Here is a 19,764-nt window from a genome sequence, read left to right as displayed (position 1 = left end):
CATATATAAAAGATTGATATACTAATTATGAAGTTTTCAGAACTGAACTTAGAAGAATGCGTTTTACAGGCATTAGACGCCATGAACTTTAGCGAATGTACGCCGGTACAGGAGCATACGATACCCGTTATCCTTGAGGGACGTGACTTGATTGGGGTTGCCCAGACGGGAACGGGAAAGACGGCTGCCTACCTACTGCCTGTACTCAACCAGCTCAGCAAAGGCGGATATCCGGTGGATGCCATTAACTGTATCATCATGGCTCCTACCCGCGAACTTGCCCAGCAGATAGACCAACAGATGGAGGGTTTTTCTTACTTCATGCCGGCTTCGAGCGTGGCGGTTTACGGAGGAAACGACGGGGTTCGCTTCGAGCAGGAGAAGAAAGGACTCACGCTGGGGGCAGACGTGGTGATAGCAACGCCGGGAAGATTAATCAGTCACTTGAGTCTGGGCTACGTAGACTTATCGAAAGTGTCGTTTTTTATCTTGGATGAAGCAGACCGTATGCTCGACATGGGATTTGCCGACGATATCATGCAAATCGTGAAGTACCTGCCGAAGGAGCGGCAAACCATCATGTTCTCGGCTACCATGCCAAACAAAATCCAGCAACTGGCAAAAACCATCCTGACCGACCCGGTGGAGGTGAAACTTGCCGTATCGAAACCGGCCGACAAAATCATACAGGCGGCTTACATCTGCTACGAAGCGCAAAAATTAGGCATCATAAAAAGTCTGTTCAACGCACAGAAACCGGAGCGCGTGATTATCTTCGCCTCATCGAAACTGAAGGTAAAAGAGGTGGCTAAGGCGTTGAAGCATCTGAATCTGAATGTAGGAGAAATGCACTCCGACTTGGAGCAGTGTCAGCGCGAGGCAATCATGCACGAGTTCCGAAACGGCAGAATCAACATGCTGGTAGCTACGGACATCGTGGCGCGAGGCATAGACATCGACGACATCCGTTTGGTTATCAATTACGATGTGCCTCACGACAGCGAAGATTACGTTCATCGTATCGGACGTACGGCGCGCGCCAACAACGATGGATGTGCCATCACCTTTGTCAGCGAAACCGAGCAAACCCGCTTTAAACAGATAGAAGACTTTTTAGGAAAGAGCATTTATAAGATTCCCGTACCGGCAGAACTTGGCGAAGCTCCCATCTATGCGCCACATACCTCACGCCACAGCGGAAAAAACTGGAAGAATAAGGGAAACGCCGGAAAGAAACATGCTTCCGGAAACCGGAACAGAAAAAATATGCCACAACGGAGAACTACCAAAAACTGACAAAAAAGACATCTATCCGCATAAAAAATCCTCTTATTTTATCTTTCATATCGAATGAACAGGATAAAATAAGAGGATTCTATTTATCTGAAACCGCCTCTGAAAGAAAGGCATCTATTATTCCGATATTTCCGCACGATTTACTTTTTCCAGCAGAAAGCGGCTCTGATTCCAGTGAAAGGGCTTGTAATCGCTATTGGTAGATATTTTATTCCGCTCGAATACCAGCCCGTCTACCGATTTGGCATATAACACCGGAGCATCGAACACTTCGAACTCATTATCGGTTATCCGGATGGCTCCCGGCTTTCCGCCGTGGAAATATTTCACCTGATGTTCCAAATCGGGGATTTCCGGATAAATGGAAATCACGGCGTTAGTAAATTGAAACATGCTCGTGAGCGAATTGACGAAACGGTTATGACGGATGACCACATCGCGGCAGGCTCCGGTTTCATACCAACCGTTGCAGTCTCCGCACAGCAAGATTGCCGTGCCCGAAGTATGGTCGAACAAGTTATGTTCCACCACCGTTTGGCGCGGTGTACTGAACAGTGCGCCACGGGCGCGATTGTTACGCACTACGTTATGCGCAAAATAAACTTCCGGAGTCCACGTCAGGTTTTCGATGCCGAAATCTTCCTGTCCGCCAATCTCATTCGGAAGCGGCTGAACGAAACGGATAAGAAACTCTCTGGCACCTTCCGCCGTCGGTTGGTCGGAAGCCGTAATGCGCTCGATACAGTTTCTTCCATCCAGCAGTTCCATCGTCTGCGAGCGGATGAACTGTACGCTGTCGCCCGCAAATCCCCAATCAAATCCCCACGACTGGTCGTGCATGTAGCGAGCCGCCAACGTATGGTCGTCTACACGGCGGAGTACCTTCAGATACGTGCCGTGTACGTTGATGGCGTCGTCCATCATCCCTTCATACAGTCCGTTCACCGAAGTTATCTTTCCCTTACACTGCGAAAAGTGGGTAGCGTCTGCTTGGGTGGTAAAGTAACGGACGTCCGTGTCACCTTTCAGACATACGCCGAAACCCTCCATCGTAATGCCGTCGCAAAGCTGAGCCAAAAGTCCCATGCCTTGCGCGTAATGCACCTTCACGTTTTTCAATGTGGTATGAGTGTTATGCGACAAGAAGATGCCGGGCGTAGGACGATCCCACGAACGCATTGCCACAACAGTGCCTTCGGGCAAGCGGCTGTCTTTCCAGCGGGGAGCGTAAATCAGGTTCTCTCCTACCTGCGTACAACCTTTGGTGGGACAGGCGATGTCACTGGTACGGTAAACAATGTGTCGGGTCTTTTCCTCGAACGCAATCCCCGACATCGGGTGCAACGTCCATCCCTTGCCGTAAGTTTCAAATATCGAATCTTTCGTCACGCGGTAATCCACCCACGGAGCAGGCCGGAAGGTAATGCCTTTCTCTCCTGCATTTTTCACGATTTGTACCTGCGCGATGTGCGGATTGGCAAAGTCGATACTGAAATCCTGCAACGTACAGTCGCTGCTACGAAGCATAGAAACAGGAATCATCTGTCCGTGGAACACAAATTCCGCTCCGTTTCCTTCCAGCGTAACCGATTTCAGGTCTTCCAGCGCAATTCCTACCCGTTTGGGATTCGTCTGGTCGTGGTTTGAGATGTAATAAACCCGCTCTGCCGCTCCTTCGGGGTAGAAATGGTACGTCCCGGGCTTAAACTTCAGGATGAGTGACTCCCCCTCGCGGGATTCCTTTTTAATCTTGGCGAGTGCCTTTTCCATACGTGCCGACATGTTGCTCTTCTTTCCGGGGACAATCCCGAAGCGGCTCATGTCGTAAACTTGCTGCGCCCACAGCGGAAAACAAAGCGAAGCAAGCAGTGCCGTGTATATCAGTTTGTTTTTCATAACAGATTTATTAGATGCATTACTTTGCAAAATAAATACTTTTTATTGAAACGAAAGCTGCATCACCTGAAAAAGAAAAGCAAAAAGCCAACCGATCCGCAATGAATCAGTTGGCTTTTCATATAATGTTTTTTTAATGTTCTTGAATAAAAGCCGACTAAAAGCCTAATCAGCGCAAACGTTCGTAAGCCTTGACCAACATTTCGTCTTTTCCTATCGCACGGATAGCGAGCCAACTCAGTACGAGCGACACGAAAGGCAGGCAGACAGTCCATGAAGGAACATACCGGCAGTCGCCTTTCAGCATAAACACAAAGGTGATCAGCGTAGCATAATATCCCACCAGCAACACACAGTTGAAAACCGTAAGCCGAATCTGCAACATGCGTTTCTTATACAAGAATATCGTTACTGCGGAAATTACGGCTATCGCTACCAGCAATACGAACAGCGCCCACGGAGCATAATTCGCCGTCCCGTCGGCAGCCACTACCGCCAGATTGGTAAACTCAACGGGCGGAACGCTATAATCCGCACCCACAAAACTCCCCACGGGGAGAAACATCATTACTACCGACAGTATGGCTACAATCAGTAAATAAACGGTTTGAATACGTTGTATCATAGAATTATCTAATCTTGTTAAGGTTTCTTGATAAAACAAAGAATCTGTAGCTCCGGTATGCTTTGCCGCCGTTACAGATTCTTTATACATTTCTTATTTCAGAAGAAAAGTCATCTTTTTATTGCAATTTTTCTTTCTCCTTCGCCGGATTTCTGTAATAAACTTTTCCTTCGATGTACTCCTGAGTTGCTATCAACGTCGGTTTCGGGAGCTTTTCATAATAACGAGAGATTTCGATTTGTTCTCTGTTTTCAAAAACCTCCTCCAGATTATCGTTGTACGAAGCAAACTCCTGCAATTTCTTAGAAAGGTCGTTCTTCATCTCCGCCGCAATCTGATTGGCACGTTTGCCTATGATGGCTACTGTTTCATAAATATTGCCCGTGTCTTCACACAGTTCCATTAAATCACGGGTAACGGTAGTCGTAGGAGCATTTGTTTTTTTGTAATCCATAATGTTTTATTTAATCCCAATATTATTAGTTATTCTTCTTCAGTCGAAACAAAACGGCTGGCATCCTTGAAGATGTTTTCCACTTCCGTCATATACTTGCTTTCAGGAAATTCATTCTTAAACGCATAATACTCGTCGATGGTTTCGCGCATACGTTCTTCTTTCTTTTCGAGCACGCTTTCTTTCGCCATGCCGTATTTGGCACGCAGTATCAGGATGGAAAGGTCTTCGCGCAATTTCGTATACGGATAATCTTTCAGAATGTTCTGGGCAGTAACCACCGCAGCCAGATAGTTGTTACCCGTACTGCTGTATGAGGCATTTCCTGAGTAAGAGCCCAAATCGTAATACAGTTTTGCCGAAAGATATTCTTTTTCCACCAGCTTGTCTTGAAGTTCGAATATCATGCTCTGGGCAAGATCGCGGCGCGAACTTCCGGGGAAATATTCCATGAACATCTGCAATTCTTCAATCGCCTTGTAAGTGCTGCTTTGGTCCAAACGGGGTTCGGGCGTATCAAGATAAAGCGCTTTCCCGCTGTGGAATCGTGCCAACTCCGTGTAAGTCCCGCGCGGATAAGTGGTGTAATACGTATTAAAATAATGTGAAGCCGATACGTAATCGCCCTGATTATAGTAGGTCATTGCCAGCATGTACAGAGACTCTTCACCATTGACCGTACCTTTCAGGATAGGAATCAATTCTTCCAAGATAGTTGCAGCCCTTGAGTTTTGTCCTTTGGCGAAATAACTTTTCGCAGCTTCGTATTTATATTCATAATCAGTGCTTTTCAGCACTTTGTTGTACTCTCCGCACGAGGATAACAATCCGGCGGAAAGGAGCGCCATAACTATGTATTTTTTCATATCATTCATATATAGTTGCGCAAAATTACGGCTTTCCACGGAATAATACAACTATTGGATTAAAAATTAACAAAATGAAATGAATCGACAGGTTAACCTGCCGTCGTCCGACCGAAATCGGACGTTGTTTTTTCTCTATGGGATAGACTTACTTACGCAAGCCGAAGCGTTACCCGGTTTATCCACATAAGTTACACAACACATGCGGTTGAATTTCGAGTCTCGTAAACATCTGTTTTTGAGGACATTCCTCTGCCGTCACACAAAAGGATACGGCAGGCGGTCCGCCGAGTGAATTTATTTCACCGGGACTATGAAACGGCGCCCGGTTTACAAAAACAGCCGAATCTCTATGAATGTTTGCTTAATTTTACTATTTTTGCGCACAAATTCACGCTAAATGTGCAATTCTCATACCAAAAGATGGAGACAAAAGACAGTTTTATAGAGTTAATCGAACAAAGTATCCGCACGAACTGGAATCGTGACGCACTGACAGACTACAAAGGTGCTACCTTGCAATACCGTGACGTGGCACGCAAAATTGAAAAAATGCATATCTTATTCCGACATGCCGGCATAGAGCCGGGCGACAAAATCGCTTTATGCGGACGCAACAGCGCGAATTGGTGTGCAGTATTTCTCAGCATCATCACTTATGGAGGTGTGGCAGTCCCCATCCTTCACGAATTTAAAGCCGATAACGTTCATCACATTGTCAATCATTCTGAAGCGCGTATGCTCTTCGTGGGCGACCAAGTATGGGAGAATTTCAACGAAGCTGCGATGCCCAATCTCGAAGGTATCATCGAGCTGAAGAATTTTGATCTCGTGGTTTCGCGTTCCAAACAGCTTACGTATGCACGCGAACATCTGAACGAAGAGTTCGGCAAAAAATATCCCTGCCGTTTCCGTGCCGAGCAGGTCTCATACCGGCGCGAACAGCCGGAAGAGTTGGCAGTAATCAACTACACATCGGGCACTACGGGATATTCGAAAGGTGTCATGCTGCCTTACCGGAGCATCCTGTCGAACGTGGTACATATTCATCAGAAGGTAAACCTTCAGGCAGGCGACCGCGTAGTATCCATGCTTCCGCTCGGACATATATTCGGGTTGGTCTTCGATTTTCTTTACGGCATGACCATAGGCGCGCACTTATGGTTCCTGACCCGTATGCCGAGCCCGAAAATCATAGCCGAATCATTTTCTGAAATCCGTCCGCGCGTAATAGCATGTGTACCGCTCATCGTTGAAAAGATTTTCAAGAAAAACATCCTTCCTACCGTCGACAACAAACTGGGCAAACTCTTGCTGCGTCTGCCTATCATCAGCGACCGTATTAAGGCGGAAATCCGCCAAAAGGCAATGGAGGTATTCGGCGGGAACTTTATAGAAATCGTAATCGGGGGCGCACCGTTCAACGCGGAAGTGGAAGCCTTTTTACGGAAAATCAATTTCCCTTACACCATTGCTTACGGGATGACGGAGTGTGCTCCTCTCATCTGCCACAGCCGCTGGGATGAGATTTTATATACCTCATGCGGTAAAACGGTATCGAACATGGAAACGAAAGTGCTGTCTTCGAACCCCGAAGAAATTCCGGGCGAATTGGTTTGCCGGGGCATGAACGTGATGTTGGGTTATTATAAAAACGAAGAGGCAACCGCTCAAACCATCGACAAAGACGGATGGCTGCATACGGGCGACATGGCTATAAAAGATGCAAACGGGAATATCTTTATAAAGGGACGTTGTAAAAACATGTTGCTTTCTTCTTCAGGACAAAATATTTATCCGGAAGAAATAGAGGCGCGTTTGAACAACATGCCGTTTGTAAACGAATCGCTGGTTATCATGAAAGACAGCAAGCTCATCGCACTGGTTTATCCTGACAACGAAGAAGCTTTTGCACAGAGCATGAGCAAGCAACAGCTTGAAGCTGCGATTGAAACGAACCGCATCGAACTGAATAAGCTGCTTCCTGCATATTCTCAGATTACCCGCATCAAACTCTATCCCGAAGAGTTTGAAAAAACAGCCAAGAAGAGCATCAAACGGTTTATGTATCAAGATATCAAGGAGTAATCCTTGCAAAGGGAAACAAGAGGCAGAACAGCGTCCGGCGTTTAGTTCTGCCTCTTGCCTTTTAACGGCTTGCCACCCTATCCGATGTGGCGGATATGCTTTGCCGGCACGCCTCCCACGATGGTGTTTGCCGGTACATCCCTGTTCACCACCGACCCTGCTGCAATAATGGCATTGTCGCCTACGGTCACGCCCTGCAAAATGGTGGAATTAGAGCCAACCCACACATTCTTCCCCAGCACAATGGGAGCATGATTCATGGATGTCCGTTTTTCGGGAGCAATGCCATGATTCAACGTGGCAAACACCACATTGTGTCCGATTAAACAATCATCGCCCAACGTTACGCCTCCTTGATCTTGAAAATGACAACAGGCATTGATAAATACGTTCTTTCCTACGGTTATGTTTTTCCCGAAATCGGTGTAAAAGGGAGGGAACACACGGAAAGTAGGATCTACAGGTTTGCCAAACAAGCGGGACATCAATTCGCGCACTTCATCGGGGGTATGATACGCTCCGTTCAACTCAAAAGTTATACGGCGAGCCTCATCGCTCATCTGATTCATGAACTGGTAAATTTCTTCTGTATTCAGAGGTTTCCGCTCTGTCACATGTTTCAAATATTCCTTTAACGTCATAACAGGTTAAGTTTTGTTTTTACGCTGCAAATTTCGGAAAAAACAGATTCTTTCTATTAAATATATTACAGATATTATGAACCTAATTATGGATATCAGCTGTTATTTTCACTTTATCCTGCCCGATAACAGTTCTGTCAGCATTATCTCCAATCTCTTTCTTGCCTCTTCAAACGGAACGTCACGCCCTGTCTCGCGCTCAATCGACGTAACCCCCTTGTCGACAAAACCGCAGGGATGAATATAACTGAAATAGCGCAAATCCGTGCTGACGTTCAATGCCAAGCCGTGCATGGTAACAAAATGGCTGCAACGCACCCCCATTGCACATATCTTGCGTTCGCCGGGCATTCCCTTATCTATCCATACTCCCGTAGCACCTGCCACCCGCTCTGCCTTGATTCCGTATGAAGCGCATACCCGAATCACTGCTTCTTCCAGCAAGGATATATATTCTTTCAGTCCCAAATGGAAATCTTCCAAATTCAATATCGGATAACAAACGATTTGTCCCGGCCCGTGATAGGTAATATCTCCGCCCCGGTCTATGCGGAACAGCTCCGCCCCAAGCTGCTGCAAGCGGGAAACGTCGAGCAGAAGATTGGTCTCTTTCCCGTGTTTGCCCAATGTATATACGTGAGGATGCTGACAAAAAATCAATCTATTTTCATACGGCATACCGTTTTGTTTGGCTGCAACCAGTGCATCGAAGCATTCGGTCTGCCGTTTCCACGCTTCCGCATAAGAAATAAGTCCCCAATTTTCAGTTTTCATAATGTTTTTTAGCTTAAAGATTCTTCGGACAAAGATATGAAAATCCGGGAAGTTTTTCTACATTTGTCTGACAGGAGTTCCCAATGAACTCCCTCATAAAAACAATTAAATAATGAAAACGAATAAACTTTTACTCACCGCAATTATCTTAAGTCCGTTCGTGTGCTTTTTGTCACCGGGATGTATAGAAAAGAATCAAGTTGTTGAAGAAGCAAGTATAGCAAGTCTGCAAGCCGACACCACTGTCAGCCTTAACACAGCCGTAGAAAGCTCTCCGAATTGTAAAATACACCTTGATTTCATGTATTTGAAATGTTCAGACAAGGATTCGGTTTCGCAAAGCGTGAATCAGACCTTGCAAAGCATATTCTTCAATGAACAGCTCAGCCTCCTGTCGCCGGAAATCTTTGTCGACTCTGTAATGCATACTTATATTTCGAAATACAAAAACGATGTTGAAAAATACTATCAAGCCGACATCAAAAACGGAGTGGATGCCAAAGATATTCCGCAATGGTATAACTATGAGTTCGACATCACGAGCGAATTGGCTAAGGGAAAGAATAACCAGTTTTGGAACTATACGGTATCAACGTTTCAAAATACCGGAGGAGCTCATCCGAACACATGGGGCAAATGGGTAAACATCAATGCATCAAACGGAAAGGCATTAACCAAAGAAGACATCTTCCTGCCGGGAACGGATAAAGACATTTGCAATCTCATATTAAAACAACTGATACAGGAAGCAAACAAGCGGCTGGAAACAGATACCATCAGCAGTATGGAAGGTTTACAGTCGGCAGGCGTATTATTGGACACAGACTTATATATCCCCGACAATTTCCTGTTGAAAGAAGAAGGCATAACCTTTTTATATAACCGCTACGACATAGCTCCGTACTCAATGGGCGATTTTCAGTTGACCGTCCCTTATGCAGAAATAGAGACTTACTTAAAATTATAACAATATATTCAAAACAACATCAATACAGACAATGGAGATTATTCTGAGATATTTCCCCCAATTAACCGAGAGACAGAAAGAGCAGTTTGCTGCTTTATACGATTTATATACCGACTGGAACAGCAAAATCAACGTGATTTCGCGCAAAGATATTACAAACCTGTACGAACATCATGTGCTCCACTCATTGGGCATAGCCAAAGTCATCAATTTCCGTCCCGGTACGGAAGTAATGGACTTGGGTACGGGAGGCGGTTTTCCGGGCATTCCCCTCGCCATCCTTTTCCCTGATGTACAGTTTCATTTGGTTGATAGCATCGGCAAGAAAGTGAAAGTTGCCACCGAAGTGGCGCAAGCCATCGGATTAGAAAATGTAACGACACGGCATTGCAGGGCTGAGGAAGAAACTCGGAAATTCGATTTCGTAGTAAGCCGTGCGGTAATGCCGTTGGCAGATTTAATAAAAATAATCCGAAAGAACATCAAAAAAGAGCAACAGAACGCATTGCCTAACGGACTGATATGCCTAAAAGGTGGCGAACTGAGCCACGAAATTCTTCCGGTAAAACATAAATCGATGCTGCATGAACTGAAGAATGATTTCCAAGAAGAATATTTTGATACGAAGAAAGTAGTTTACGTAACCATTAACGGATAGTTGAAAGATATGAAAATCAAACGATTTGAATTTAACATGTTTCCGGTAAATTGTTACGTCCTTTCGGACGAAACCGGAGAAGCTGCCATTATTGACGCCGGATGTTATTATGCAGACGAACAACAAGTGTTGAAAAAATACATACAAGATAATAAGTTGACTCTCAAACTGCTGCTAAATACTCATCTGCATCTTGACCATATATTCGGCAATGCTTTCATCGTGCGCGAATTCGGTGTTCAACCACAGGCATGTAAAGACGATGAATTCTTATTGCCACATACGGCAGAACATTGCCGCATGTTTGGTTTCGAGCTGAATGAAACTCCGGCTCCGTTAGGCGGATACATCAATGACAATGATACGCTTCGTTTCGGGAACGTGCAGCTGAAGGCTATTCACGTTCCGGGACACTCGCCGGGAGGCATTGCTTTTTATTGTAAAGAATCGGCGTGCCTGTTTAGCGGGGATGTCCTTTTTCAAGGAAGCATCGGACGTGCCGACCTTGAAGGAGGTGATTTCAACCAACTGCGCCGCAGTATCATCGAGCGTCTTTTCGTCCTCCCCGATGAAACTGTGGTTTACCCGGGACATGGCGATTCGACCACCATCGGCAATGAAAAAATGGATAATCCTTTTTTCAGATAAGAAACAATGTAATTATATAATATCAACCTTAAAACAATCATGAAAACAAGAACATTTGCAGATAGGCATGTCGGCATATCCGACAAAGACTTGCCAGCTATGCTGGAAAAGATAGGAGTGAAAACACTGGATGAACTGATAGACCGTACCATTCCCTCACAAATCCGCTTGAAAACTCCCCTACCTCTGGCTCCTGCCATGAGCGAACGAGAGTTTTCCATGCACATTGCTTCATTGGCGGCAATGAATAAATTATATAAATCTTATATCGGGACAGGATGGTATGACACGGTTACACCGGCAGTGATTCAGCGCAACGTATTCGAGAATCCCGTATGGTATACGTCGTATACTCCTTACCAGACTGAAATCTCACAGGGACGATTGGAAGCCTTACTGAATTTCCAGACCGTGGTCAGCGACTTAACTGCCATGCCTTTGGCGAACTGCTCTTTGCTGGATGAAGCAACGGCGGCTGCCGAGGCTGCAACAATGATGTTCGGTCTGCGGAGCCGTGCACAACAAAAAGCGGGAGCCACCACTTTATTTGTAGATGAGGAAATCTTCCCACAGGTGTTGGCTGTGATACATACGCGCGCCATCCCGCAGGGTATGCAAATAAAGACAGGCAGCTATAAGAATTTGAAGTTTACGCCGGATATCTTCGGATGTATCATTCAATATCCAAACAACAGCGGAAGCGTAGAAGATTACCGTGAATTTACATCCCGCGCTCACGAAGCAGGATGCAAAGTTGCCGTAGATGCCGATATCTTGGCACTCGCCTTGCTGATGCCTCCGGGTGAATGGGGAGCTGATATCGTATTCGGAAGCACTCAGCGTCTGGGTATTCCGATGTTCTACGGCGGACCGTCGGCTGCTTATTTCGCTACACGCGATGAGTACAAACGCAACATGCCGGGGCGTATCATCGGATTGTCGAAAGATAAATACGGACATATTTGTTACCGAATGGCTTTACAGACGCGCGAGCAACATATCAAACGCGAAAAGGCTACTTCCAACATCTGTACTGCTCAGGCATTACTGGCTACCATGAGCGGATTTTATGCCGTATATCATGGGGCGGAAGGTATCCGCAGCATTGCCGAACACATCCACTTTACAGCGGTGACGCTCAACAAGCAACTGGCTCACTTAGGATATAAGCAGCTCAACAAATGTTTCTTTGATACGCTCCGCCTGCAACTGCCTGCCCAAGTTTCAACAGAGAAGCTCCGCACGATAGCTTTGAGTAAGGAAGTTAATCTCCGCTATTTCGATAACGGCGATGTAGGTGTAAGCGTCGACGAGACAACAACCCTTGCAGACGTTAATCTGCTGATAGCGATATTCAGCATTGCAGCAGAAAAGCCGGTTCATGAAATCAACGAGATTCCGGAGACTGCCGCCCTGCCTCGCGACTTGCAAAGAACCTCCGGTTACCTGACACACGAAGTATTCTGTAAGTATCATACCGAAACCGAAATGATGCGTTACATCAAGCGATTGGAACGGAAAGATATTTCTCTCGCTCACTCCATGATTTCATTGGGTTCATGTACGATGAAACTGAATGCAGCTTCTGAGATGATTCCGCTGAGCAACGCCGGTTGGATGAATATCCACCCGCTCGTTCCGGAAGACCAAGCGCAGGGTTATCAGACATTGATCAGCAACTTGAGCGAACAACTGAAGACCATTACGGGATTTGCCGGCGTAACGCTTCAGCCTAATTCGGGTGCAGCAGGCGAATATACGGGACTACGCATCATCCGGAGTTATTTGGAGAGCATCGGCGAAGGACACCGACACCTGATTCTGATTCCGGCATCGGCACACGGAACAAACCCGGCATCAGCCGTACAAGCGGGATATGAAACGCTGACTTGTGCTTGCGACGAGCATGGTAACGTGGATGTGGAAGATTTGCGTGCGAAAGCGGAAGCTCATAAGAACGAACTGGCTGCGCTGATGATTACGTATCCTTCAACACACGGTATATTTGAAGCAGACATTAAGGAGATTTGTGAAATCATTCATGCTTGCGGCGCACAGGTTTACATGGACGGTGCGAACATGAACGCGCAAGTGGGACTGACCAATCCGGGAACTATCGGGGCCGATGTGTGTCACCTGAATCTGCATAAGACTTTTGCCAGCCCTCACGGAGGAGGCGGTCCGGGTGTAGGTCCGGTTTGCGTGGCTCAACATCTGATTCCGTTCCTTCCGGGACATGCAGCCATGGGTAATCCGCAAAACGAGGTGGCTGCTGCTCCTTACGGAAGTGCGGGTATCCTGCCTATTACTTACGGCTATATCTGCATGATGGGAACCGAAGGGCTTGAAAAGGCTACGAAGACTGCCATCCTGAATGCCAACTATCTGGCGGCTCGCCTGAAAGATACGTATGGAATTGTTTACCGAGGGACGAACGGATTTGTGGGTCATGAGATGATTTTGGAGTGCCGGAAGATACACGAAGAAAGCGGTATCACCGAAAACGATATTGCCAAACGACTCATGGACTATGGTTACCATGCTCCTACGCTGTCTTTCCCGGTTCACGGCACACTGATGATTGAACCTACCGAGAGCGAGAGCCTTGCAGAGTTGGATAACTTCGTGGATGCCATGCTTTGCATCTGGAACGAAATAGAAGAAATCAAAAACGGAGATGCTTCGAAAGAAGACAACGTTTTGGTAAATGCACCGCATCCGGAATATGAGGCTGTGGGCAATCAGTGGCAACACATGTACAGCCGCGAAAAAGCGGTTTATCCGATGGAAAGCGTACGCGAAAACAAATTCTGGATAAACGTAGCGCGCGTAGACAATACGCTGGGAGACCGTAAACTTCTTCCTACACGTTACGGCAGTTTTGAATAAGCGATAACAAAAAATCCCCATCACCCGGACGGATGATGGGGATTTTTTTACCCTATCTGAAAGTTATTGGAAAAACAAGTCGTCTAACCGGCTGGTATTTTCTTCTTCTATCTCTGTCAACCGGTCTTTACACGGATCGAAATCTTCGGGGATGTCGAATGTCTCGTCTTCCGAATAACCCAATGTCTTGTCGGCAAATACTTTCTGCATGTACAGTGACCATACGGGAAGTGCCATTGATGCTCCCTGTCCATCGCGCATGGTGTCGAAATGGATGTCGCGTTCTTCGCCTCCTACCCAACAGCCGGATACCAGCGAGGGAGTAAATCCCATGAACCAACCGTCGGAGTTCCGGTTGGTAGTACCCGTTTTACCACCCATGTCGGCTTTGATACCGTACAGACGACGCACACGTCCACCCGTACCTTCATTGATAACCGCACGTAACATAACCAGCATCTTATAGGCGGTCGATTCGCTGATTACTTCGTTTACCTGCGGAGTAAATTCGGCTATCACATTGCCCTCGTTGTCTTCGATACTGGTAACAAACAGCGGAGCAGTACGGATGCCCTTGTTTACAAATGCCGTATAAGCACTTACCATTTCGCCCACCGAAATCTCACACGGGCCGAGGCAGAGCGATACCGTGGGTTGAACGTCTTTATTCAAGATGCCGAACGAATGAATCAGGCGAACCAAATCATACGGGCTGAGCTTGCTCATCAGGTAAGCGGATATCCAGTTGTTTGAGTTTGCCAATCCCCATTTCAAGGTTACTATTTCGCCGTAATGCGACCGCGAGCTGTTACGCGGAGACCATGCCCGTCCGTTTTCATCAAACAGGGTCTGTTCTACGTTACGCACCTCATCGCAGGGAGAGAAGCCGTTCTCCATAGCCAGCGCATAAACATAAGGTTTGATAGTAGAACCTACCTGCCGGCGTCCCACCATCGCCATGTCGTACTGGAAATAATTGTAATTCGGACCTCCCACATACGCCTTTACATGTCCCGTCAGCGGGTCCATCGACATGAATCCGGCACGCAAGAAATGTTTGTAATACTTAATAGAGTCGAGCGGAGTCATTATCGTATCTTTTTCGCCTTCCCATGAGAACACAGACATTTCGTATTTAGTGTTAAATGCCTTCATGATTTCGGCTTCCGAACAGCCCGCATTTTTCATCGTCCGGTAACGGTCGCTCTGGTGGATGGAGCGATTCAGAATTTGTTGCACCTCTTCTACGGTCAACTGATTGGTGTAAGGTGCGGTTTTGCGTCCGCGTTTTTCTTTGAAGAAGCGCGGCTGGAGGTATTTCGCCACATGTTCGTAAACCGCTTCTTCGGCATAACGCTGCATACGCGAGTTTATCGTGGTATGAATCTTCAGTCCGTCTACATACAGATTATAATTCGTTCCGTCTTTCTTCTTGTTTTTAGCACACCAGCCATACAGCGGATTGGTTTCCCATGCCAGCGAGTCTTCGTAAAACTTCTGCATCTGCCATCCCCGGTAGTTGCTCTTTTCGGGTTTCTTTGCCGTCATTACCCCGCGCAGGTATTCGCGGAAGTAAGTCGCCAGACCGTCTTTATGGTCAACGGGCTGGAACTTCAACACCAGCGGAAGAGCCTGCAACGAGTCACATTCCGCCTGTGTCAGGAATCCCGCCTTCCGCATCTGGTCAAGCACCGTGTTGCGGCGTCCGCGCGAACGCTCGTTAAACCGGCGCGGATTATACAGCGACGGGTTTTTACACATACCTATCAGCGTGGCGGCTTCTTCGATTTTCAACGTCTTCGGCTCTTTACCGAAATACGTTTTCGCCGCTGTTTTTATACCTACGGCATTATTCAGGAAATCAAACTTATTCAGATACATTGTCAGGATTTCCTCTTTCGTATAATATCTTTCCAGCTTTACCGCAATCACCCACTCGATGGGTTTTTGCAGCAAACGCTCCATCACGTTGTCTGCCGTAGGCGAATAAAACTGCTTGGCAAGCTGCTGGGTTATGGTACTTCCCCCACCTGCATTTTTCTGCATGAATATACCGCGCTTGATAACGGCACGCATGAATGCACGTGCATCAATGCCCGAATGTTCGCTGAAACGCACATCTTCCGTAGCCACCAGTGCGTGAACCAAATGTGGCGAGAGGTCTTCATAACCTACATACACGCGGTTTTCTTTACTAAGCGACCACGTACCGAGCAGTTGCCCGTCTTCTGAGATAACTTGCGTGGCAAACTTCAGGTTGGGGTTTTCCAGTTCTTCAACGGGAGGAACATAGCCGATTTTTCCGTTTGCGATGGCGGTAAACACGATAGCTACAGCCGCAATACACAAAAAAATGATTCCCCACAATACGTATATAAATGTCTTTCTCATTTTCTCCTAAATAGATTTATTCTTTTTAAACTGCAAAATTAAGGAAAATCGTTAGAATAACCACATAAAATCCAAAGAAGATAGCAATAGTAGCATGAAAGTTATCGGACTTTACCCGACTGGGCGAGAAGGATGAAAAACACTACCCATAGAACGAGGTGGTTTTACGGGTAGAACCGGGCAACTCTACCGTTAGAAATGACCAACACTAACGGTAGCGTTTTCCGGGGCATAAAAAGACTCAAAAAGGGTTTTTATTCATTCGGGATGTGCCCTTACACAGATTAACAGAAAAGACTGATTATCAGTGAAGAATGAAGTAAACCAGTTCGCGGAGGAGTTCGCCGTCGGACACGGAGGAATTTCCCACGCCTTTCGATTTGGCATCACACTGGCGGATTGCTCCCACTATCTGCATCACCTTTACGCCCGTATACCGCTTCATGGCATTTTCGTAATCTTTAGCCTGCCACGGCGAACGCAGCCCGAGGTGAGCGGCTATTCCCCGGTCCGACTTGTCGGGCGCATAATACACCAACATCAGGTTGGCAAAGAAATTGAACAGCACGGCAAGCGTGACTTGCAAGGGATTGTTTTTAGGGTTTTCCTCAAAATACTTAATGATGCGGTTTGCCTTCAGCACATCTTTCTCTATCAGCGCATTGCGTAACTCAAAATTATTATAATCCTTGCTGATGCCGATGTTACGTTCAATCTGTTCGGGAGTAATCCGCCGCTGACCTGCCGGAAGTGTTATCACTAATTTTTCCAACTCGCCCGCCATGCGGTTTAAATCCGTGCCTACAAATTCTGCCATCATCTCCGAGGCTTTCGGCTCTATCTCCACCTGCTTCCGCTTCAGGTATGAGGTGATAAATCCCGGAAGCTGAGCGTCTTTCAGTTTCTTCGACTCAAACAGAACGCCGGCTTTCTCCAGTTCGGCAACCAGTTTTTTCCGACGGTCTAACGCACCGTGTTTATAACACATCACCAAAATAGTCGATTCCAGCGGCTTCTGTAAATAGTAAACCAACTCATCCAGATTACGGATCGCCTGCGCCTCTCTTACCGCCACCACTTGATATTTCGACATCATCGGATAACGCTTCGCGGCATTGATAATCGTGGCGATATCGGTATCGGAACCATATAACACGGTAAGATTAAATTCTTTCTCGGTATCGGTCAGAACGGTATCGATGATATAATCGGATATGCGGTCGATATAATAATCTTCCTCACCCATGAGGAAATACACGGGCGCATACACTTTGTTGCGCAGGTTGCGGACAATTTCTTCGTATGTTACTTCTTTAGCCATAATGCCATCGATTTACCAGTCGAATTTCAAATGTTTAACCGTTCGTTTCTCTTCTATAATCATGCGCAAGGCATCGACCCCGATTTCCAGATGCTCGTTTACGAACTGTTGCGTTACTAGCGAATCGCTTTGCTCGGTTTTTATCCCTTCGGGAATCATCGGCTGGTCAGACACCAACAAGAGCGCTCCCGTAGGAATGTGGTTGGCAAAGCCGGTTACGAAGAGTGTGGCAGTTTCCATGTCGACCGCCATCGCCCGTGTTTTCAGCAGATACGCCTTAAAAGCCTCGTCATGTTCCCATATACGTCGGTTTGTAGTATAAATCGTCCCCGTCCAGTAGTCGCGTGAATGGTCACGAATGGCAGAAGAAACCGCACGCTGAAGCATGAACGCCGGAAGCGCAGGCACTTCGGGAGGATAATAATCGTTTGAAGTTCCTTCACCGCGGATGGCTGCAATCGGAAGTATCAAATCACCCAAATGATTTTTCTTGTCGATGCCTCCGCATTTGCCCAGAAACAGGCAGGCTTTGGGGCGAATAGCACTCAGCAAGTCCATGATGATGGCGGCATTGGGACTACCCATACCGAAATTTATTATTGTGATTCCCTCGGCATGGGCAGAAGTCATGTTGGCATCCCGCCCCAACACGGGGACGCCGAACCGCTCGGCAAACAGCTCGACGTATTTATTAAAATTGGTCAACAGGATATATTCGCCGAAGTCTTCCAGCTTCCGTTTGGTGTATCGCGGCAACCAGTTTGCCACAATTTCTTCTTTCGTCTTCATTTGTTTTTGCTCTTTTCAGACAAAGATATATTTTCTACCGCATAACTCCAAATCCGTTTCCGGTTCTGATGCACATAAAAAAAACGTGCTTACGTTCCGGTTAAAACATAAGCACGCATTTCTGAGCAAGCCGGCGGCAACATTTCAGACGTCCCGCCCTGCCACGGAAGCCTCTCATTTATAAGATTTCCGATACACTTCCACAATATCTTCGTCCGACATCTGCACGCGGTCGCTGGTAAACATTACGCCCATAACCTCGCGGGAGTTTCTCATCAGTTTTTCAAACTCGTCGGGAGCAATGCCGTAATCAGACATCTTCAAATCGGCAACGCCACAAGCCTCCTGCAAACGAGTCAGCGCCGTAAGAAAATCTTCGGGCTTCGTAGCATCTGCCATCCCCATAGCCTGAGCCATACGCACAAAACGGTCGTCGCAAGCATGGTTCTTTATAAAAAATTCGTAATAAGCACGGCTTACCATTATCAGACCCGCCCCGTGAGGCAAATTAGGATGATAAGCTGAAAGAGCATGTTCCAACGCATGTTCGCTGGTGATAAGCGTCAGACACATAACGCCCCCCGACAACGTGTTTCCGAAAGCCACGCGGGTACGTGCTTCCATGTCGTTTCCGTTTTTAACCGCACGCGGCAAATATTCGGCAATGTTACGAATCGCCTCAAGAGCATACATGTCGCTCATCAGATTCGCCCCTTTTGCAATATAACCTTCCGTGCTGTGGAACAACGCATCGAAACCTTGATAAGCGGTAAACGCAGGCGGTACACTTGCCATCAGCTCAGGGTCGACTACCGAAAGCACAGGAAACAGCGAAGCATCGCCCACGAATGCTTTTTCAAACGTATCTTCTTTCGTAATGACCCCCGAATTGTCTGTTTCCGAACCGGTTCCGGCCGTAGTAGTTATAGCTACGATAGGCAATGGCTTTACGGCGATGGAATGTCCTTTTCCGGAACCGACAGTCACGTAATCCCACAGTTCTCCTTCGTTGGTAGCCATCACAGCAATGGCTTTGGCACAGTCCATTACGCTGCCCCCTCCCAATGCAACAAGGAAATCGCAATCAGCCTTACGTGCTGCTTCAGCTCCGGCATTTACGTTACCCACAGTGGGATTAGGCGATACGCCGTCAAACACCACGGTTTCAATACCCGCCTTTTGCAGTTGCTCTTCGGTGCGGCTCAAATAACCATTGGCACGGGTAGATTTTCCATTCGAAATAACAATCAATGCCTTTTTACCCGGCATGGGTTGTTCGCTCAACTGATTCAACATTCCGGCACCAAACAATACGTGGGTAGGAATGTGCATGTCATAACTGTTATTGGTCTGCATACATTAAAGTGTTTAAATTATCTTTTTATCTGATGCAAAAATAGGAAAGAAGCCATGAATAGCTTGTACCCGATTTACAGACGATTGTATCGTATTTACAGATTT

16 protein-coding genes are annotated in these 19,764 nt (G+C 46.8%); 6 read left to right on the top strand and 10 right to left on the bottom strand.

Annotated elements, in window-relative coordinates; translation table 11 throughout:
• Positions 1-27 precede the first annotated feature (27 nt).
• Entirely contained in the window at positions 28-1,296 is a 1,269-nt protein-coding gene (locus M3085_RS06095; protein ID WP_191709532.1) for a DEAD/DEAH box helicase, read from the top strand.
• A 117-nt stretch (positions 1,297-1,413) separates the two neighbouring features.
• On the opposite strand, the gene M3085_RS06090 is transcribed toward M3085_RS06095, so the two are convergent.
• The 4 genes from M3085_RS06090 to M3085_RS06075 all read right to left on the bottom strand — a co-directional run bounded on the left by M3085_RS06090 (position 1,414) and on the right by M3085_RS06075 (position 5,137).
• Complete coding sequence (locus tag M3085_RS06090; protein WP_249052535.1) at positions 1,414-3,192, bottom strand: alpha-1,3-galactosidase B; 1,779 nt, start codon at positions 3,190-3,192, stop codon at positions 1,414-1,416.
• Between the two features lie 169 nt (positions 3,193-3,361).
• Positions 3,362-3,817, bottom strand: a complete 456-nt coding sequence (locus tag M3085_RS06085; RefSeq protein WP_178255874.1) for a DUF4293 domain-containing protein — start codon at positions 3,815-3,817, stop codon at positions 3,362-3,364.
• A gap of 118 nt (positions 3,818-3,935) precedes the next feature.
• Positions 3,936-4,271, bottom strand: a complete 336-nt coding sequence (locus M3085_RS06080; RefSeq protein ID WP_178255873.1) for a DNA-directed RNA polymerase subunit omega — start codon at positions 4,269-4,271, stop codon at positions 3,936-3,938.
• A 29-nt stretch (positions 4,272-4,300) separates the two neighbouring features.
• Positions 4,301-5,137 (bottom strand): outer membrane protein assembly factor BamD, encoded by an 837-nt coding sequence (locus M3085_RS06075; RefSeq protein WP_178255872.1) that lies wholly within the window; start codon positions 5,135-5,137, stop codon positions 4,301-4,303.
• A gap of 423 nt (positions 5,138-5,560) precedes the next feature.
• Here M3085_RS06075 and M3085_RS06070 point away from each other — a divergent pair, with 423 nt between their 5' ends.
• Positions 5,561-7,225, top strand: a complete 1,665-nt coding sequence (locus tag M3085_RS06070) for an AMP-binding protein (RefSeq protein WP_178255871.1) — start codon at positions 5,561-5,563, stop codon at positions 7,223-7,225.
• A 77-nt stretch (positions 7,226-7,302) separates the two neighbouring features.
• Here M3085_RS06070 and M3085_RS06065 read toward each other — a convergent pair whose 3' ends face one another.
• The gene (locus M3085_RS06065; protein ID WP_249052534.1) at positions 7,303-7,866 is read right to left on the bottom strand and encodes a DapH/DapD/GlmU-related protein; all 564 of its coding nucleotides are present in this window, start codon (positions 7,864-7,866) and stop codon (positions 7,303-7,305) included.
• 108 nt (positions 7,867-7,974) lie between these two features.
• The gene (gene lipB, locus M3085_RS06060; RefSeq protein WP_249052533.1) at positions 7,975-8,640 is read right to left on the bottom strand and encodes a lipoyl(octanoyl) transferase LipB; all 666 of its coding nucleotides are present in this window, start codon (positions 8,638-8,640) and stop codon (positions 7,975-7,977) included.
• Between the two features lie 112 nt (positions 8,641-8,752).
• On the opposite strand from lipB, the gene M3085_RS06055 reads away from it, so the two are divergent.
• The 4 genes from M3085_RS06055 to gcvP are packed head-to-tail and all read left to right on the top strand — an operon-like array spanning position 8,753 to position 13,802.
• A complete protein-coding gene (locus tag M3085_RS06055) occupies positions 8,753-9,607 on the top strand; it encodes an RsiV family protein (protein WP_249052532.1) in 855 nt (284 codons plus the stop codon).
• A gap of 31 nt (positions 9,608-9,638) precedes the next feature.
• A complete protein-coding gene (rsmG, locus tag M3085_RS06050; RefSeq protein ID WP_249052531.1) occupies positions 9,639-10,265 on the top strand; it encodes a 16S rRNA (guanine(527)-N(7))-methyltransferase RsmG in 627 nt (208 codons plus the stop codon).
• Positions 10,266-10,274: 9 nt separating this feature from the next.
• Positions 10,275-10,913, top strand: a complete 639-nt coding sequence (locus tag M3085_RS06045) for an MBL fold metallo-hydrolase (protein ID WP_178257545.1) — start codon at positions 10,275-10,277, stop codon at positions 10,911-10,913.
• 39 nt (positions 10,914-10,952) lie between these two features.
• Positions 10,953-13,802, top strand: coding sequence for an aminomethyl-transferring glycine dehydrogenase (gene gcvP / locus M3085_RS06040; protein WP_249052530.1), 2,850 nt, complete (start codon positions 10,953-10,955; stop codon positions 13,800-13,802).
• A 63-nt stretch (positions 13,803-13,865) separates the two neighbouring features.
• Here gcvP and M3085_RS06035 read toward each other — a convergent pair whose 3' ends face one another.
• The 4 genes from M3085_RS06035 to M3085_RS06020 form a co-directional block, all read right to left on the bottom strand.
• On the bottom strand, positions 13,866-16,193 hold the full coding sequence (locus M3085_RS06035; RefSeq protein WP_178257543.1) for a transglycosylase domain-containing protein: 2,328 nt from the start codon (positions 16,191-16,193) through the stop codon (positions 13,866-13,868).
• Positions 16,194-16,497: 304 nt separating this feature from the next.
• Positions 16,498-17,514: a DNA polymerase III subunit delta gene (gene holA / locus M3085_RS06030; protein WP_178257542.1), complete on the bottom strand. Its 1,017-nt coding sequence runs from the start codon at positions 17,512-17,514 to the stop codon at positions 16,498-16,500.
• Between the two features lie 12 nt (positions 17,515-17,526).
• A complete protein-coding gene (locus M3085_RS06025) occupies positions 17,527-18,303 on the bottom strand; it encodes an AMP nucleosidase (RefSeq protein ID WP_178257541.1) in 777 nt (258 codons plus the stop codon).
• A 174-nt stretch (positions 18,304-18,477) separates the two neighbouring features.
• Entirely contained in the window at positions 18,478-19,659 is a 1,182-nt protein-coding gene (locus M3085_RS06020) for an iron-containing alcohol dehydrogenase (protein WP_249052529.1), read from the bottom strand.
• Positions 19,660-19,764: the final 105 nt, after the last annotated feature.

It is taken from the genome of Bacteroides caecicola (assembly GCF_023337095.1).
Classification (GTDB): domain Bacteria; phylum Bacteroidota; class Bacteroidia; order Bacteroidales; family Bacteroidaceae; genus Phocaeicola; species Phocaeicola gallinarum.
The sequence above is the reverse complement of the archived record's forward strand: the minus strand, read 5'-3'. Positions and strand labels throughout refer to the sequence as shown.

What these genes read in the sequence shown, in the direction of transcription:
- M3085_RS06095 (WP_191709532.1), top strand. Translation starts at nt 28, where the DNA reads ATGAAGTTTTCAGAACTGAACTTAGAAGAATGCGTTTTACAGGCATTA.
- M3085_RS06090 (WP_249052535.1), bottom strand. Translation starts at nt 3,192, where the DNA reads ATGAAAAACAAACTGATATACACGGCACTGCTTGCTTCGCTTTGTTTT.
- M3085_RS06085 (WP_178255874.1), bottom strand. Translation starts at nt 3,817, where the DNA reads ATGATACAACGTATTCAAACCGTTTATTTACTGATTGTAGCCATACTG.
- M3085_RS06080 (WP_178255873.1), bottom strand. Translation starts at nt 4,271, where the DNA reads ATGGATTACAAAAAAACAAATGCTCCTACGACTACCGTTACCCGTGAT.
- M3085_RS06075 (WP_178255872.1), bottom strand. Translation starts at nt 5,137, where the DNA reads ATGAAAAAATACATAGTTATGGCGCTCCTTTCCGCCGGATTGTTATCC.
- M3085_RS06070 (WP_178255871.1), top strand. Translation starts at nt 5,561, where the DNA reads ATGGAGACAAAAGACAGTTTTATAGAGTTAATCGAACAAAGTATCCGC.
- M3085_RS06065 (WP_249052534.1), bottom strand. Translation starts at nt 7,866, where the DNA reads ATGACGTTAAAGGAATATTTGAAACATGTGACAGAGCGGAAACCTCTG.
- lipB (WP_249052533.1), bottom strand. Translation starts at nt 8,640, where the DNA reads ATGAAAACTGAAAATTGGGGACTTATTTCTTATGCGGAAGCGTGGAAA.
- M3085_RS06055 (WP_249052532.1), top strand. Translation starts at nt 8,753, where the DNA reads ATGAAAACGAATAAACTTTTACTCACCGCAATTATCTTAAGTCCGTTC.
- rsmG (WP_249052531.1), top strand. Translation starts at nt 9,639, where the DNA reads ATGGAGATTATTCTGAGATATTTCCCCCAATTAACCGAGAGACAGAAA.
- M3085_RS06045 (WP_178257545.1), top strand. Translation starts at nt 10,275, where the DNA reads ATGAAAATCAAACGATTTGAATTTAACATGTTTCCGGTAAATTGTTAC.
- gcvP (WP_249052530.1), top strand. Translation starts at nt 10,953, where the DNA reads ATGAAAACAAGAACATTTGCAGATAGGCATGTCGGCATATCCGACAAA.
- M3085_RS06035 (WP_178257543.1), bottom strand. Translation starts at nt 16,193, where the DNA reads ATGAGAAAGACATTTATATACGTATTGTGGGGAATCATTTTTTTGTGT.
- holA (WP_178257542.1), bottom strand. Translation starts at nt 17,514, where the DNA reads ATGGCTAAAGAAGTAACATACGAAGAAATTGTCCGCAACCTGCGCAAC.
- M3085_RS06025 (WP_178257541.1), bottom strand. Translation starts at nt 18,303, where the DNA reads ATGAAGACGAAAGAAGAAATTGTGGCAAACTGGTTGCCGCGATACACC.
- M3085_RS06020 (WP_249052529.1), bottom strand. Translation starts at nt 19,659, where the DNA reads ATGCAGACCAATAACAGTTATGACATGCACATTCCTACCCACGTATTG.